Annotated in this window: 16 protein-coding genes; 11 read left to right on the top strand and 5 right to left on the bottom strand. The window is 62.2% G+C overall.

The window, feature by feature from the left end; translation table 11 throughout:
• Nucleotide 1 precedes the first annotated feature (1 nt).
• Together psmA and BDK61_RS10590 are read left to right on the top strand one after the other, a co-directional pair.
• A complete protein-coding gene (gene psmA / locus BDK61_RS10595) occupies nt 2–778 on the top strand; it encodes an archaeal proteasome endopeptidase complex subunit alpha (RefSeq protein ID WP_121303212.1) in 777 nt (258 codons plus the stop codon).
• Nucleotides 779–865: 87 nt separating this feature from the next.
• Entirely contained in the window at nt 866–1594 is a 729-nt protein-coding gene (locus BDK61_RS10590; RefSeq protein WP_004960822.1) for a ribosome assembly factor SBDS, read from the top strand.
• A 15-nt stretch (nt 1595–1609) separates the two neighbouring features.
• Here the strand turns inward: BDK61_RS10590 and BDK61_RS10585 are convergent, their stop codons facing one another.
• Nucleotides 1610–1957 (bottom strand): FUN14 domain-containing protein, encoded by a 348-nt coding sequence (locus tag BDK61_RS10585; RefSeq protein WP_004960824.1) that lies wholly within the window; start codon nt 1955–1957, stop codon nt 1610–1612.
• 204 nt (nt 1958–2161) lie between these two features.
• On the opposite strand from BDK61_RS10585, the gene katG reads away from it, so the two are divergent.
• Together katG and hflX are read left to right on the top strand one after the other, a co-directional pair.
• Complete coding sequence (gene katG / locus BDK61_RS10580; protein WP_121303211.1) at nt 2162–4357, top strand: catalase/peroxidase HPI; 2196 nt, start codon at nt 2162–2164, stop codon at nt 4355–4357.
• A 184-nt stretch (nt 4358–4541) separates the two neighbouring features.
• The gene (gene hflX / locus BDK61_RS10575; protein ID WP_007190114.1) at nt 4542–5852 is read left to right on the top strand and encodes a GTPase HflX; all 1311 of its coding nucleotides are present in this window, start codon (nt 4542–4544) and stop codon (nt 5850–5852) included.
• Nucleotides 5853–5859: 7 nt separating this feature from the next.
• On the opposite strand, the gene BDK61_RS10570 is transcribed toward hflX, so the two are convergent.
• The 3 genes from BDK61_RS10570 to BDK61_RS10560 are packed head-to-tail and all read right to left on the bottom strand — an operon-like array spanning nt 5860 to nt 8586.
• A complete protein-coding gene (locus BDK61_RS10570; RefSeq protein WP_121303210.1) occupies nt 5860–7302 on the bottom strand; it encodes an NAD(P)H-hydrate dehydratase in 1443 nt (480 codons plus the stop codon).
• A gap of 46 nt (nt 7303–7348) precedes the next feature.
• Entirely contained in the window at nt 7349–7672 is a 324-nt protein-coding gene (locus BDK61_RS10565; RefSeq protein WP_079890980.1) for an acylphosphatase, read from the bottom strand.
• A gap of 5 nt (nt 7673–7677) precedes the next feature.
• Nucleotides 7678–8586, bottom strand: coding sequence for a DNA-3-methyladenine glycosylase family protein (locus BDK61_RS10560; protein WP_007190117.1), 909 nt, complete (start codon nt 8584–8586; stop codon nt 7678–7680).
• A gap of 250 nt (nt 8587–8836) precedes the next feature.
• Between BDK61_RS10560 and BDK61_RS10555 the strand changes: the two genes are divergently transcribed.
• A complete protein-coding gene (locus BDK61_RS10555) occupies nt 8837–9310 on the top strand; it encodes a DUF555 domain-containing protein (protein WP_004960839.1) in 474 nt (157 codons plus the stop codon).
• A 136-nt stretch (nt 9311–9446) separates the two neighbouring features.
• Here the strand turns inward: BDK61_RS10555 and BDK61_RS10550 are convergent, their stop codons facing one another.
• Entirely contained in the window at nt 9447–9683 is a 237-nt protein-coding gene (locus BDK61_RS10550) for a UPF0058 family protein (RefSeq protein ID WP_004592453.1), read from the bottom strand.
• Nucleotides 9684–10238: 555 nt separating this feature from the next.
• Between BDK61_RS10550 and BDK61_RS10540 the strand changes: the two genes are divergently transcribed.
• From BDK61_RS10540 to BDK61_RS10515, 6 genes are all read left to right on the top strand, one after another.
• Nucleotides 10239–10877, top strand: a complete 639-nt coding sequence (locus BDK61_RS10540) for an alpha/beta hydrolase (RefSeq protein ID WP_007190118.1) — start codon at nt 10239–10241, stop codon at nt 10875–10877.
• A gap of 96 nt (nt 10878–10973) precedes the next feature.
• Entirely contained in the window at nt 10974–12089 is a 1116-nt protein-coding gene (locus BDK61_RS10535; RefSeq protein WP_208644665.1) for a DUF3179 domain-containing protein, read from the top strand.
• The gene (locus tag BDK61_RS10530) at nt 12079–12693 is read left to right on the top strand and encodes a hypothetical protein (protein ID WP_121303208.1); all 615 of its coding nucleotides are present in this window, start codon (nt 12079–12081) and stop codon (nt 12691–12693) included. The genes BDK61_RS10535 and BDK61_RS10530 overlap by 11 nt, the downstream gene beginning before the upstream one ends.
• A 121-nt stretch (nt 12694–12814) precedes the next feature.
• Nucleotides 12815–13999, top strand: coding sequence for a vWA domain-containing protein (locus tag BDK61_RS10525; protein ID WP_121303207.1), 1185 nt, complete (start codon nt 12815–12817; stop codon nt 13997–13999).
• A 56-nt stretch (nt 14000–14055) separates the two neighbouring features.
• Nucleotides 14056–15294, top strand: coding sequence for a serine/threonine protein kinase (locus BDK61_RS10520; RefSeq protein WP_121303206.1), 1239 nt, complete (start codon nt 14056–14058; stop codon nt 15292–15294).
• Nucleotides 15291–16499, top strand: coding sequence for a PP2C family protein-serine/threonine phosphatase (locus BDK61_RS10515; RefSeq protein ID WP_121303205.1), 1209 nt, complete (start codon nt 15291–15293; stop codon nt 16497–16499). Before BDK61_RS10520 ends, BDK61_RS10515 begins: the two co-directional genes overlap by 4 nt.
• Nucleotides 16500–16503 lie beyond the last annotated feature (4 nt).

Here is a 16503-nt window from a genome sequence, read left to right as displayed (position 1 = left end):
TATGCAGGGACAAAACCAACAGCAGGCCTACGACCGCGGGATCACTATCTTCTCGCCGGACGGACGCCTCTACCAGGTCGAGTACGCCCGCGAAGCGGTCAAACGCGGCACAGCAAGCATCGGCGTCAGAACGAGCGACGGCGTCGTTCTCGCCGTGGACAAGCGCATCCGGTCGCCGCTGATGGAGCGCTCCTCGGTCGAGAAGATCCACAAGGCCGACGACCACATCGGTATCGCCTCGGCCGGCCACGTCGCTGACGCCCGACAGCTCATCGACTTCGCCCGCCGACAGGCGCAGGTGAACCAGCTCCGCTACGGCGAGCCGGTCGGCGTCGAGACCCTCACCAAGGAAATCACCGACTACATTCAGCAGTACACGCAGGTTGGTGGCGCGCGCCCATTCGGCGTTGCCCTCATCATCGGCGGCATCGTGAACGGCGAGCCGCGCCTGTTCGAGACCGACCCCTCCGGGACGCCCTACGAGTGGAAGGCCCTCGCTGTCGGGGCCGACCGCGGCGACATCCGAGACTACCTCGAAGAGCACTACGACGAGGGGATGGACCTTGACGAGGGTGTCGACCTCGCGCTGGCCGCTCTCGCGTCAGTCAACGACGACGAACTCTCGCCGGAAGGCATCGGCGTCGCTACGGTCGACGTCGAAACGGAGACCTTCGGCCAGCTGACCGACGAGGAGAAGGAGGCCCACCTCGCGGAGGCCGACCTGCTTGACACCGGCGAAGACGCGGACGACGAAGCCGAAGACGCCACCGAAGAGTAACCCTTCCGACAGCCCTCGCGGGCGACTGGACTTTTTCTGTTCGACCACGCAGTAAGGCCTTTAACTGGCCCACTGCTACCGACGGGTATGATATCGCTTGACGAGGCGGTGACGGCGCGCCTCGAATCCCACGGCCAGCGGTTCGAGGTACTGGTGGATCCGGACGCTGCGCTGGCGATAAAACGTGATGACTTCGACGACGACCTCGAGGACGTTATCGCAGCGGAGGACGTGTTCGAGGACGCCTCGCGGGGGGACCGGCCGCCCGAGAATATGCTCGAAGAGGTGTTTGACACGACTGAGCCGATGGCTATCATCCCCGAAGTCATCAAACGGGGTGAGATCCAGATCACGGCCGACCAGCGCCGCGAGATGCAGGAACAAAAGCACAAACAGCTCATCCAGCGGATTACGCGCAACGCGGTCAACCCGCAGATGGATGATGCGCCACACCCGCCGGAGCGAATCGAATCTGCCCTCGAAGAAACGGATTTCAGAGTTGACCCGATGGAGCCCGTCGAGGCGCAGGTCGACGACGCCCTCGATGCGCTCCGGCCAGTCATCCCAATCCGGTTTGATGAGGTCACTGTTGCCGTGCAGGTCCCTGCGGACTACGCCGGGAGCGCCCAGGCACAGATCCGGCAGTTCGGAGACCTCGAACGCGAGGAATGGCAGTCTGATGGCTCGTGGGTCGGCGTCATGACGTTCCCAGCCGGTCTGCAGAACGACTTCTATGACGTGGTGAACGAACACACCAGCGGCGAGGCGGAAACCCAGATAATCAAAGACGAAGACGACATCAGTACACGCGGCTGACGCCGCGGCGTCGCGTTATCCCTTCTTGAATCCGACGAGGAAGCCGGCCGTGAAACCAGCGCTGACCGGCAGGGCCGAAAGCAGCGACGTGACCCAGGACGGCGGTTGCGTCGCCGCCGCGTTCCCGGCGGTGCCAGTCGCGTTCTGTGCGGCCCCGCCTATCGCGTTCCAGTTCACCTCGAGAATCCCGCGCGTCTCAAGGAACTTGAACAGCGCCAGCTCGATGCCGACGATGACGGCGATGAGCTTTGCAACCTTCTTTGCGGCGAACCCGATGATACCGCCGATAAGGCCGCCGCCACCGAATTCGAGGCCCATCTGCTGGAGGCCCAACCCATCTAGTTGGAGTACGAACTCACCCATACCGCGTACCTGACCGCCTGTTTTTAAATCCTTTGTGCTCCCCCTGGGGCGCTCCTTTTACACACAGCTTCTGCTACAGAGGTTTGAGATCGCTGCTCCCCGGACGTCCCACAGAATTCAGGGAGAATGTTTTTCACACGATGCTATTTCTTTACTCATATCCAAAGATTTGTATGCTGCCGACGAATCTTACTTACTGTTAAGATGGCAGAAACACCGAACTCTGATATGAGCGGCGCCACAGGCGGACGGTCGAAGCGACCAAAATCTAACCAGGACTGGTGGCCAAGTAAGCTGAACCTCGAGATTCTCGACCAGAACGCTCGGGATGTCGGCCCGGTGGAGGACGACTTTGATTATGCGGAGGAGTTCCAGAAACTCGACCTCGAAGCGGTGAAGTCGGACCTTGAAGAGCTGATGACGTCCTCGCAGGACTGGTGGCCGGCCGACTACGGCCACTACGGCCCGCTGTTCATCCGGATGGCCTGGCACAGCGCCGGGACGTACCGAACCGCCGACGGCCGCGGCGGCGCGGCGGGCGGTCGACAGCGTTTTGCACCGATCAACAGCTGGCCTGATAACGCGAACCTCGACAAGGCGCGACGGCTGCTCCTGCCGATCAAGCAGAAGTACGGCCGCAAGATCTCCTGGGCCGACCTGATGATTCTCGCAGGGAACGTCGCCATCGAGTCGATGGGATTCAAAACGTTCGGCTACGCCGGCGGCCGCGAGGACGCCTTCGAGGAAGATAAGGCTGTCAACTGGGGGCCGGAAGACGAGTTCGAGACCCAGGAGCGGTTCGACGAGCCGGGCGAGATACAGGAGGGCCTCGGTGCCTCCGTGATGGGCCTCATCTACGTGAATCCGGAAGGGCCGGACGGCAACCCGGACCCGGAAGCATCGGCGAAGAACATCCGGCAGACGTTCGACCGCATGGCGATGAACGACAAGGAGACGGCCGCACTCATCGCCGGCGGACACACGTTCGGGAAAGTCCACGGCGCTGACGACCCCGAAGAGAACCTCGGTCCCGAGCCGGAAGCGGCTCCAATCGAGCAGCAGGGCCTCGGGTGGCAGAACAAGAACGGGAACAGCAAGGGCGGCGAGATGATCACAAGCGGTATCGAAGGGCCGTGGACCCAGTCGCCGACCGAGTGGGACATGGGATATATCAACAACCTGCTCGACTACGAGTGGGAACCGGAGAAGGGTCCCGGCGGCGCGTGGCAGTGGGCACCCAAGAGCGAAGAGCTGAAAAACAGCGTCCCGGACGCCCACGACCCGGACGAGAAGCAGACGCCGATGATGCTGACGACGGACATCGCCCTGAAGCGAGACCCGGACTACCGAGAGGTCATGGAGACCTTCCAGGAGAACCCGATGGAGTTCGGGATGAACTTCGCGAAGGCCTGGTACAAGCTGACTCACCGCGACATGGGGCCGCCGGAGCGGTTCCTTGGTCCGGAAGTCCCTGACGAGGAGATGATCTGGCAGGACCCGCTCCCGGACGCCGACTACGACCTGATCGGGGACGAGGAGATCGCCGAGCTCAAGGAAGAAATCCTCGACTCGGACCTCTCTGTCTCCCAGCTCGTCAAGACCGCGTGGGCGTCGGCTTCGACCTACCGCGACAGCGACAAGCGCGGCGGCGCCAACGGCGCACGCCTCCGGCTCGAACCCCAGAAGAACTGGGAGGTCAACGAGCCGGAGCAGCTAGAGACGGTTCTGGGGACGCTCGAAAACATTCAGGCGGAGTTCAACGACTCGCGCTCCGACGGGACGCAGGTCTCGCTTGCTGACCTGATCGTGCTGGGCGGCAACGCGGCCGTCGAGCAGGCGGCAGCGAACGCCGGCTACGACGTCGAGATCCCGTTCGAACCCGGCCGCGTCGATGCGGGACCGGAACACACCGACGCCCCTTCCTTCGACGCTCTCAAGCCGAAGGTCGACGGGGTCCGGAACTACATTCAGGACGACATCACGCGACCGGCGGAGGAAGTGCTGGTCGACAACGCGGACCTGCTGAACCTGACGGCCTCGGAACTGACGGCCCTGATCGGTGGGATGCGCTCGATCGGTGCGAACTATCAGGACACCGACCTCGGCGTCTTCACCGACGAGCCGGAGACGCTGACCAACGACTTCTTCGTGAACCTGCTCGACATGGGCACGAAGTGGGAGCCGGCAGCGGACTCAGAACACCGGTATAAGGGTCTCGACCGCGACACCGGCGAGGTCAAGTGGGAAGCCACACGCATCGACCTCATCTTCGGCTCGAACGACCGGCTCCGGGCCATCTCTGAAGTCTACGGCTCTGCCGACGCGGAAGAGAAGCTCGTCCACGACTTCGTGGATACGTGGAGCAAGGTCATGAAGCTCGACCGCTTCGACCTCGAATAAGCCGGAGCGAACGCCACTGCCGTGGTGGCTGTCTCAGACATCGCGAGACAGAACGGGCAACGGTTAGCAATCGACCGCCGCTACCCGCGGCATCTGCCATTTTACCGCCTTTCTGCCAGCGCACTGGGCGACGCTGTGAGCCGCCCGGGGGGTTAAATAATCGGACGCCGTATCTCCATAACGAGTGACGGCGACACACACCACGAAACGAGCGGTTATCGCGAAGCGCGTCGACAGTGGCACCGCCGACACGACGGAAATCCGGGACCTTGCCCGGGCGGCCGGGTACGACGTTGTCGGCGAAGTGACACAGACCAGAACGGAGGACCCGGCGTACCACCTCGGCGAGGGGAAGGTAACGCGACTGAGCAACGCGGTCGCCCGCGAAGGGGCCGCTGTCGTCATCTTCGACAATCAGCTCGGCCCGTACCAGACGTACAACATCGGGAACGAACTCCCAGAGCGGGTGCGCGTCATCGACCGCTTCCGGCTCATCCTCGAAATCTTCGGCCAGCGAGCCCGGACGCGGAAAGCCCAGCTTCAGGTCGAACTCGCGGAGCTTCGCTACGAACTCCCGCGTGCCGAAGCCAAGGCCAGCCTGGCCAAACGCGACGAGCGGCCGGGGTTCATGGGGCTCGGCGAGTACGACGAGTCCCGCGAAGAGGACATCAAAAAGCAGATCTCCAACATCCGGGACGAACTGGAATCCATCGAGGAGACCGAGCGCCATCGGCGGGAACAGCGCCGGGAGTCCGGCTTCGACCTCGTTGCACTTGCCGGCTACACTAACGCCGGAAAGTCGACGCTCCTGCGCCGCCTCGCCGACGACCTCGACGTTGACGAGAACGACGACCTCCACCCCGACCTCGACACGACGGCCGAGAGCGAGGACCGTCTGTTCACAACGCTCGGGACAACCACTCGCCGCGCCGAGGTCGGCAAACGCGAGGTACTGGTCACCGATACGGTAGGGTTCATTCAAGACCTCCCACACTGGCTCGTCGAATCGTTCAAGTCGACGCTGGGGTCGGTGTACCACGCCGACCTCGTCTTGCTCGTCGTCGATGTCTCCGAGTCGGTCGAGGAAATCCGGGAGAAACTGGTGACGAGCCACGACACGCTGTACGAGCGCAACGAAGCCCCCATCGTCACGGTCCTCAACAAGACCGACATGGTCGACGACGAGGAGGTCCGTCGAAAGCGAGACGCGCTCTCGTCGCTAGCCCCGAACCCTGTCGCCGTCAGCGCCGAGCAGGGGCTCAACATCGACGACCTGGCTGAGCGAATCGACCACGAACTGCCGGACTACGAACGGGAGCGGCTCGTGCTCCCGATGACCGACGACACGATGAGTCTCGTCTCGTGGATTCACGACCACGCCAGCGTCGAAACGGTCGATTATGGCGACCAAGTTGTCATCGAGTTCGAAGCGCGGCCGGCCATCATCGAGCAGTCCCGGGCGAAAGCGGGGGACTTGGTCGGTGCGTCGGCTTGACTACGGCCTACGGCTCTGCGTCTCGCTGCCACAGAACGCTCGGTATCTCGTCTAGCAGGTCCGTCGCGACCAGCCCGTAGCCGCGGTCGTCGACGACGCGGTCGCCGACGCTGCCGACAGTGTAGGCGGCAATAGCGGCCGCGTCAAGTGGGTCCTGCACGGAGGCGAGTGCGCCCGTCACGCCCGCGAGCACGTCACCGGTTCCGCCGACTGTCATCCCCGGATTGCCCGTCCGACCGACGCGGGTCCGCTCACCGTTGGAGACGATGTCGTACGGGCCTTTGACAAGCAGTGTCTGGCCGACCTCCGCTGCGAAGGACTCCACGAGGTCCGCTCGCTCCCGCCAGTCCTCGGCTGTCTCCCCACCCATATCGAGCAGTTCGCCTTGGTGAGGCGTGCAGACGAGGTCCGCGTCCGTTTCGATGTCCGGGACCACTGACAGGGCGTTAGCGTCGACGACGGCCGTCCCCGCAAATCCGGACAGCAGGTCCGCGACAGCATCCAGCGTCGCGTCGGCGTTCCCGAGCCCCGGCCCGACAATCAAGGTATCGTGGTCCGCCGCCACCTCGGCGAGGCGGTCGACGTGGTGCGGCGCGAGGTGGTCCCCGTCGAACGGCCGCATGATGAGGTTCTCGCTGTAGGACTGGATTTCGCGCGCGACGACGGCCGGGCAGGCGACCCGGACGAGGTCGGCCCCGCTTCTGAGGGCGGCCTGGGCCGTGAGCGCCGGCGCACCGGTGTACGGGCCGCCACCGACGACTAGCACCTCGCCGTTGTCGCCCTTGTGGCTCGCTGGGTCCCGTTCGAGGCGGGTGAGGTCGCCCCGCTCGATGAACAACTCCGCAGCGTCGGGGATGCCGATGTCGGCGACGGTAACCGGTGCGTCGAGGTCCGGAAGGCCGGGCTTGGTGTCGTGAAACGTGACGACGTGGTCGGCGTCGACGGCGTTGTCGGCCAGCCGCCCCGTTTCGGCGTCAAGGCCGGACGGGACGTCTACAGAGAGGACGGTCGCATCGCTCTCGTTCATCGCTGTGGCAGCTGTCGCCGCTGGTTCCCGGAGGTCGCCGGTGATACCCGTGCCCAGCATCGCGTCGATGACGACATCAGGGGTCCCGAGGTCCAGTGCCGAGGAATCCCTGACCGTCTCTGTCGGATACTCGGCGTGCTGGAGGGCATCCCAGTTCTCTCTGGCAATCGTCGTCGAGATGGCGCCCGGGCGGCCCAGCAGCAGGACGCGAAGGTCGTACTCGTCGAGGAACCGGGCAGCGACGAGCGCGTCCCCACCGTTGTTTCCCCGTCCGGCGACGATGGTGACCTGTTCGCCGGGGTCAGCGATGGGACGGACTGCCCGTGCGACGGCGTGGCCGGACGACTCCATCAACTGCTTGCGCGGGACACCGAGCGCGGCAGCGTTCTCATCGACGACACCCATTTCGGAGCCGGTGAGCATACCCGCGGGTTCGCCCGCCAGTGAAGTAACTCTACGGGACGGCGCCTTACCAGCGGACTTCGAAGCCGTCGACACCCTCCGGGTCCTCGTACTCGACTTCGACGTCGGTCACGTTCGCGCGTTCGCTCCCCTCGTGACAGAACTCGACCATCGCTTCTACGTCGGCGTCGGGGCCTTCGAACACCGCTTCGACGCGGCCATCGTCGAGGTTACGGACCCATCCGTTGACTCCCTGATCTTGTGCGCGCTCCCGCGTGGTCGCTCTGTAATAGACGCCCTGAACACGACCGGAGACGAACACGTGTGCTCGCGTGTGAGCCATATCCGAGGATTTGCCGGCGGCCTTCGTTATACTGTCGCCTTCCGCCACGCGTGTCAGTCCTCGTTGCTGCCCGTTCGGAGGTAATGAAACAGATACGTTTGCGTGTAGCCGGCGTACTCACCACCCAGTGCGCCCCGGATAGCCCGCGACGTGTCGGCGTAGTTCCCCCGCTCACATTCTGGATAATACTCCTCGATTGTCGTCCGGATCCAGGTGTCTAGCGGGACCGCTTCGAGGTAGTCAAGCGAGAACAGCAACACGCAATCTGCGACCTTATCGCCGACGCCGACAAAGCGGGTGAGCGATTCTCTGGCGTCCTCGTAGTCGAGGCCGACGGCTTCTTCGGGGTCGGCCTCGCCGCCTGCGACCATCTCCGCAGTGCGCTGGACGTACGGCGCACGATAGCCCAGCCCGAGGTCCCGGAGTCGTTCTTCTGTCGTTTCGGCCAGCGCCGATGGCGTCGGATAGGCACTGTACGTTCGCCCGCCGAACTCGACCTCCTCGCCGAATGCGTCACGGAGTGCCTGCTGCATACTGTGGATTCTGGCGACACGCATCTGGGCCGAACAGATGAACGAGATGAGGGACCCAAACGGAGGGTCCTGAACCAGTCGCATCCCCCAGAACGTCTCATAGGCCGACTGGACCACGTCGTCGTCCGGTGCTGTCGAGCGAATTGCAGCGAGGTCGTCGTCAAGCCGAAGGAGTCGCCTGAGGTCCGCTTCGGCGTCGACTGTCGATTCCCATTCGAGCATTCCATCTTGCTGTCGGACGCGGATGACCTCCGGTGACCCATCGCGGCGGACTGTTGTCCAGTACCATGCGTCCCCACCAGTTGCCCCATCGCGCTGATACATTTTGCCGTCATCGCGGTCCCAGAGGTAGGACTGCCCGCTCTCGACAGTTGCCTGCAAATCGATACCGCCTGCCAGCGACCCGACATCGATGACGCCCTGTTCCATTGTCTACGTGTACGGACCCGGAGGTAATGGCGTTACGAGTTCCACTCGCACTGGCGTTGCACGTGTACCAGCAGTTCAGGAACTGCAGTTGTCTTACCTGTCACTGGTTTTGTCGTCGTGACGTTTTGGCGTGCTCGTGTGTGTCCCGCTCGATTGGGCGCTCCGTCTCTCTGACACCCGATATACGTCGCGTGTGGTACACTCTGGTTCAGGGCTAACCTTCATTATATTGGGAAACAAACATACTGGCATGAATTGCCGAGTTGTTGTCGAGGCCGCAGTCCCAGTGTACGACGTGGCATCTGCGGACGAGGCAGTTCGTATCGCCATCTCGAAAACGGGGGAGATGCTGAACCCTGACCTCAACTACGTCGAGATCAACATGGGGGATCGGCACTGTCCACACTGCGGTGAGACACTGGAACCCGCGTTTCTCGCAGCTGATGAGAGTCTCGTCGCACTCGAACTGGAGATGACCGTGTTCAACGTCGAACGAGACGAACATGCCGCCCGAATTGCACGCAAGGAGATCGGGCAACGGCTCGAGAATATCCCGCTCGACGTGCTCGAAATCGAGGAGATTCCAGAGGAGTCCGACGAGACGACAGAAGACGAGTCCTCGTCCGCAGAGTCGGAAGCTGACGCCGATGACCCGCCGTCGGACCAATCCGCGGACGAATCGGACGACGTGTTACCCGAGTTCGAGGAATTAATCGACGAGTAGCCAGGCTACCGAGCAGCAAGGGCATATCTAACTATACGCTCGACGTATAGAAATTCTAATATAAGTCTAAGAGCTGTTATACGGTCACTAATGGCATTGCTTGGCGGGAGAACTGCGTAGAAACTACTGAGAACCGTTAGTCCGCGGCGGCAGAAACAGGCTCTTTAGTCTCGTCGGCCATCTCGGAGGCAATACCGTCAGCAATCGCAAAGACAGCGGCTTTGTGGTCTGTTTTCGACTTGTGAATCGATGTCGGCTTGACGCCCAGTTCCTCGTATTCGTCGTGGTCCACTTCTGTCCCGGATTCGGCTTCGTAGTGGTTCTGTACCTGTGCAAGCAGGCCGTGAAGGTGGATGAGCTCCTGCTTTTTCATAGTCAACCCAAGGTAACAACTCGAAGGTTATAGTACTACTCTGATGAAGGTTAACACACGTCTCTGCTAGTACTACGTAATAGTTTATGAATAATTCTCGCCACGAAGTATATTTTGAGTATTTTACACTAAATTTTACCATTTCTCCAAAGTTGTAGGCGTATGCTAGCAAAGCACGCTTTTCGGCGATGGACCACAACGAGCCGAACACTGCCGTCGCAAACTCACCGCGGGTGTCTGCGACTGGCACTCAGGGTTATGGACTGTCTACGCCTACTATCGGTATGGATTAGGCGGCGCTTCCATCGGACACCGAGATTGGCCGGGTAGGCCTAACTGTTGCTGACTTACTATCGCCCGTCGATTTTGAACTCCGCCTGCGAACCCGTACACGGGATATTTCGACCGATTGACTGATGTGCCAAGTCAAGTGTCTTCGCGCGCTATCTGGGATATGCACACGATACGACGGCTGGCTTCGGCAGGTGGACGAACGGAAGCAGAGACTGACTGTGTGGGCGTGATAGGACCCAGCCGACGACCGGGAGGGGAGCAATGAGCGACCCGCATCAGAGCCAGCAGCTCGTGACTGCGGGAACCGCGCTGTCGGAGGCGAGCGCGGCAGCGGTGCTGGTCCACGGTCGGGGCGCGACGGCTCGGAGCATCGTCCAGATGGGGGCGGAATTCCAGCAGGACGGGCTGGCTCTTCTTGCACCTCAGGCCGCGCGAAACACCTGGTATCCCAACTCGTTCCTCTCGCCGGTCGAGCAGAATGAACCCGGACGGTCATCGGGGCTGCAGGCTATCGAAGACGCCGTCACGAAGGCAGCAGAAGCCGGGATTCCGACTGATCACGTGCTCATCTTGGGCTTTTCACAGGGAGCCTGTCTTGCGAGCGAGTTCGTGGCTCGCAACCCACAGCGCTACGGCGGTCTCGTGGCCCTCAGCGGCGGTCTCATCGGTGAGTCTATCGACGAAAGCGAGTACGAGGGCGACATCGAGGAGACGCCGGTGTTTCTGGGCTGTAGCAATGTCGACCCACACATTCCCGAAGAACGCGTACACGTCACAGCCTCGGTCTTCGAGCGTCTGAACGGGGACGTGGAGGAACGCATCTACGAGGGGATGGGCCACGGCGTGAACGAAGATGAACTGGCGTACGTCTCGTCGCTGACCGCTGGCCTCGTCAATTAGGTGGTCCGGTCACCGGGATCCGCTCGATGAGCGGCCGAACAGGAAGTTACCGGCACCTCACCGCGAGGTTTAGTGGTTGGAAAAATCACACATAACATGAGGATTTCCCGCCGACGATTTCTTGCGACAGTTGGGGCCGGTGTGACGCTCGGCGGCGCAGGCTGTGTTGGGGATGAGGGTGCTACCGCTGGAGGTGGTTCGGAACCCGACTCCAGCACTGGAACCAGCACGGCGTCGATTGCAACTGATCGGAACGACGGCTCAGAACCACCCACAACTGATAGCCGCCTGCATCTGGACTACGAGATCGGGACACTCGAAGAGAATATCGTCAGCGGCGGTGTTCCCAAAGACGGGATTCCAGCCATCGACGACCCGACGTTTGCGGATACGCCCCCGGACGGATTAGCCCCGGACGACCCGGTGTTCGGCGTGGTCCGCAACGGGGAGGCGAAAGCCTACCCGCAGTACATTCTCGTTCACCACGAGATCGTGAACGACACCATCGCCGGCGACCCCGTCGCCGTGACGTACTGTCCGCTGACGGGCACCGCACAGGGGTTCGAGCGTGGTCCAGTGGAGTTCGGCGTCTCAGGGCGGCTTGTGAACTCGAATTTGACGATGTACGAGCGGGGCACCGATAGCTGGTGGCCACAGATGCTGGCGACAGCGATTACGGGCCCATTAACTGGCGAGTCGCTGCGGGAGTTCCAGGTCATCTGGACGACATGGAGCCGCTGGTCCAGCGCGTACCCGGAGACACGCATCCTCACCGAAGACACTGGCTTCTCGCGGCGCTACGGTGTCGACCCGTACGGCCAGTACAACGAGAAGCGCGGCTATTATTCGAGCACCCGGACACTGTTCGAACCCCTGCACAGCGACAGTCGCGCTCACTCGAAGGCTGTCGTCATCGGGACCCGGACTGAAACCGGGGGACTCGCGTTCGACAAGGAAACACTGCTGCGTCAGCGCGTGCTGACCGGCCGTATCGACGACACACCGTACGTCGCGGTCGCCGATACCGACCTCGCCAGCGGGTACGTGTACGCGAACCCAGAATCGATGTCAGTTGCAGCGTCGGACGACGGCTACATGATCGACGGGACGGCATATGATGCCGATTCGCTCCCGCTGGACCGCACGCTGTCTTTCGACGCGATGTGGTTCGCCTGGGCCGGCTTCTATCCGGAGAGTGGGTATGTCAACTGACAGCCCGACCGACGGGGCAGGTGCAGCTGCCAGCGTCCAACGCTTGTTTCGGAACACTGTAGTTGCGGTCAGCGGGGCGCTCAGCCGCCGTGACGGACGGGTGTCTCTGAGTGTGTCCGGACTGGCGTACTTCCTGCTGTATCTCGCTGGCCTCAGACATCTCGGCTTCGGCCCGTCCGGATACGAGGTGTCTGTCGTCAGTAACCCGCTTGTCCGTGCGTTCCGGCAGGTTGGCCCGTTCCAGTGGGAACCGATCGCACTGGTGGTCGTCGGCCCGGTCGAACTGCTCGTCGCGCCGCTGAATATGCTTCTCGGGGCAGTTCTGGCAGTGCTGGTCGGACTCAACCTCGCTGTCTCCATCGTCGCGTGGCGCGGCCCATCGGCCTGCCGTCTCGGCCCGGGTGCAGGGGCTATGTCGGGACTACCAGGACTGCTTTCCGGGTTTGCCTGCTGTGGCCCCACTATCCTGCTCGTTGTCGGTATTCAGGCAAGCGCTGGGCTTCTCTCGCTGTTCCAGTGGCTCCTCCCCCTCACTGTCGTGGCACTACTCGGAACCCTTCTCTGGGTGGGGAGTCGAGTCGAGACGGCGCAACAGGTAGCGTAGATAGTACCTACTACTGGGGGACAAATAGTAGCAACAGGCTACCGGCTCAGATAGTGGGTGGACCTTTTTTCCCTCGATTTGAGGGAAACATATAACTACTCCGTACGACCCATCTACCAGTATGACCGCTACTGTCGTGAGCGAGGTCAACCGACCCTACGTGCCGACGGGCGGGGCGAAACTGACTGCTGAAATCGAAGTCGAGCCCGGACGGCTGGAGGAACCACCCACGCGACAGATTGCCCTCTGTATCGACGCCAGTGGGTCGATGGCTGGTAACGACATCGAGCAGGCACGTGCCGGCGCTGAGTGGGTGTTCGGACTCCTCAACGAGGACGACTACGTCTCGATCATCGCCTTCGACAACGAGGTTACGACAGTACTTGCGCCGACGCGGTGGGGCACTATTTCGCGCGAAACGGCAGTAGACGCAGTCGCTGACATCTCTGCTGGCGGGGGCACTGATATGTACAGCGGCCTGCTGGAAGCGAAGGCGTCCCTGCAGGATTTACCGACCGACGACAACACGGCCCGGCGGGTCCTGCTCCTCTCTGACGGGAAGGACAACTCCCACGACCCGGAAGCGTTCGGGACGCTAGCTCGCGAAATCGACACTGAGGGTATCAGAATCAAGGCGGCCGGCATCGGGAGCGACTACCGCGAGGAGACGATCCGGACGCTCGGGACCGTTGCCCGCGGCGAATGGACACATCTGGATGCTGCCGGTGACATCGAGTCGTTCTTCGGCGACGCAGTCGAGGAGGCCGGGACCGTTGTCGCTCCCGACGCTCGTCTCGAACTCGACGTGGCTGACGGCGTTGAGGTGAGCGAGGTGTACCGCTCGCTCCCACAGACGCAGTCCGTGAACCCCGACTGGGAGGACAACACGGCCGTCGTGCCGCTGCCCGACCTGCTTGACCGGGAGACCCAGCGGGTCGTGCTAAAGATACACGCTCCGGCTAACGACCCGCAAGACGCTGTGTCCCTGGCGGATGTCACACTGCACGCCGGCGGCGAGACGACGCGGGAATCAATCACCGTCGACTACACCGACGACGAGTCGAAACTGGCCGAACACAACGAACAGGTCGATGTGGACCACCGGCAGACCGTTATCAAGACGGAACTCGGCAAGGGCAACGTCGCCGAAGCCCAGACACAACTGGAGCGGATGACGCGCATCCACGGCGAGGACACCGAGGCCGTCCAGACAGCAGAGCGAGAGACGCGTATCGTGATAGAAGGCGGGCGCAAGGAGCAAAACAGGGCGACGAAAATTGTCACTGACGAGGGCATCCAGAAGTGACTGTCCCAATCTGCGGTGTCGGCAGGGCCGCTACTGGCCGGAGAAACGGGTAATTCATGACCTGGGAACCTGAGAGCGGTGATGTCATCGCCGGCCAGTACAAACTCGAGGAGTTCCTCGGCAAAGGGGGGTTCGCAAAGGCGTTCCGTGCTACGGACATCGACAGCGGCGAATCGGTCGCCGTCAAATACCCCAACTACACCGAATCCCAGAACGACCCCGACATCATCGAGGAGTATTTTAAAAAGGAGGTCGGCTCGCTGGAACGTATCCGCCGGGCCGGCGGCCACGAGAACGTGATGGACTACTACGACCAGGTTACAGAGCGTGACGTTCCATTTCTGGTCGTCCAGCTAATTGTCGACGGGATCGAACTCGACGAAGTCATCGACCAGCACGGTCCAATCGACGACAGCGAACAGGTCCGACAGATCGGCATCGACCTCTGTGACGCGATGGGCTCTCTTCACGAAAACGAGATCGTCTACCGGGACCTGAAACCCGAGAACGTGATGCTCACGCCCGATATCACGCCCACGCTGATCGACTTCAATACGGCGACGGGGTTCGATGCGACGGAGGACCCGTCCTCCGGGAACACCGGGACAACGATTCTGGGGCCGTTCAAGCCCCGGGAAGTCGCTGAAGCCAGCCGAACCGACGTTCGGCAGGGCCCCTGGTCGGACGTGTACTCGATCGGAAAAATCCTCCTGTTCCTGCTCAAGGGGAGCGTTCCGAAAAAGGACGGCGTGAACCCGCAGGCGTTTGGGGCCAACTGCGACGATTATCTGGCTGAAATTGTCGAGCGGGCCACGCAGTCACACTACCGCGACCGATACCGGAACGCGACCGTCCTCAAAGAGGTCCTCGAACGACGAGATCCAACGCCGCCCGCGACGGCGTCGGTGACGTACATTCAGGCGAACAGGCAGTTCACCGTCGAACCGGGCGACACTATCGGGCGACAGGGCGCAAGCGGCCCCCCGGCATCGATAACAATCGAAGACCCACAGGGAGAGTACATCTCCTCGGTGCAGGTACAGTTCGATATCGAGGACGGCGAGTGGTCTCTCCACGACCGGAGTCTCAACGGGACGTTCGTCCAGAAAGGGGCTGGTTGGCAGCGGGTCCTCTCTGAACCCGGACGTAACCGCCTGCGCTCTGAGGGCGAGGACCCGACCGACAGACACGGTGACGTGCCCCCCGAGTCAGTGACACTGACTGACGGCGATCTGGTGTCGCTGGTTCATCCGACCTACGGGGTCACGTTCGAGTTCCATCCGGAGGAGTCATGAGATACAGCACGAACTACGACATCGGCGACAGGAAGCGAGGACAGGGCATCAACGAGGACAGCGTCTCGCTGACGGTGTTTGAGGAGGGCCATCGGGACGGCTACCGCGGGCAAGACAGACCCCAGTCGCAGGACCCAGCCACAGCAGACGACAGCGAGACGGCGGATGCGACAGACGAGACAAACGGTACTGAGACGGCGGCGTATACGGCTGCCGACACGGACGGTGCTGACATTGACGACGCGGATACGTCCGAAACCGATGGCAGCGGACAACCGATGAACCGCTCGGCCGGCGTGTTCGTGGTCGCTGACGGGGCCGGCGGGCACGACGCCGGCGACATCGCGTCGTACATCACGACGACTATCGTGGCCGAACACCTTGCTCCTGTGGCGATCCGAACGGCCCGGAGCTATCCCGGTGACTTCGATGTCGATGTGGCCCGTGATGTCCTGCCGGACCCGCCCGGTGAACGGGAACTCGAAACTGCCGTGGCGGAGGCGATTACGGCGGCCCATCGCGAGATTATCAGGTACGCAAACGAGACCGGGACACAGTCCTACACGACAGTTGTCGCGGGGATCTACGCCGACGGCAAACTCCATTACGGCTGGGTCGGTGATAGCCGAGCCTACGTCGTCAACAGTGCCCGTGAGACGATTTCGCCGTTGACCAGAGACCACGCCGTTGTTCAGGAGTGGGTTGACAGCGACGAAATCGACCCTGTGGAGGCGCACGTCCACCCCAACGGGAACGAAATCACACGCGCGCTGGGCGGGTCCGGCTACGAGGACCCTGACGAGGCGACTGTCGGGGTGGACACGCGAACGGTCCGGCTGTACGAAGAAGACACGGTGCTGGCGACCAGCGACGGACTCATCGATGCACAGACCGATGCGCCGGAACTGTACGAAGAGTACGTCGATTCGGACCACGCCGAGTCGGTGGCCGAGCGTATCCGCGACGAGGTCGTCACCGACGAGGAAATCCGTGACGTGGTCCTTGGTGCATCGTCCCTCGATGCGGCGAGTCGAGAGTTCGTATCACTGGCAAACGACCGCGGCGGGAAAGACAACATCTCCGTGCTCCTGTTTGCTGACAGTGCGCTCCCGAAAACACCGGAAAGCGGTGGGATGCCAGTTCGAGATATCGATCCGGACCTCGACATTTCCGAACGTGACACAGTGATTATGACAGACGAATAGAGAG

It is taken from the genome of Haloarcula quadrata, assembly GCF_003634715.1.
Lineage (GTDB): Archaea > Halobacteriota > Halobacteria > Halobacteriales > Haloarculaceae > Haloarcula > Haloarcula marismortui.
The sequence above is the reverse complement of the archived record's forward strand: the minus strand, read 5'-3'. Positions and strand labels throughout refer to the sequence as shown.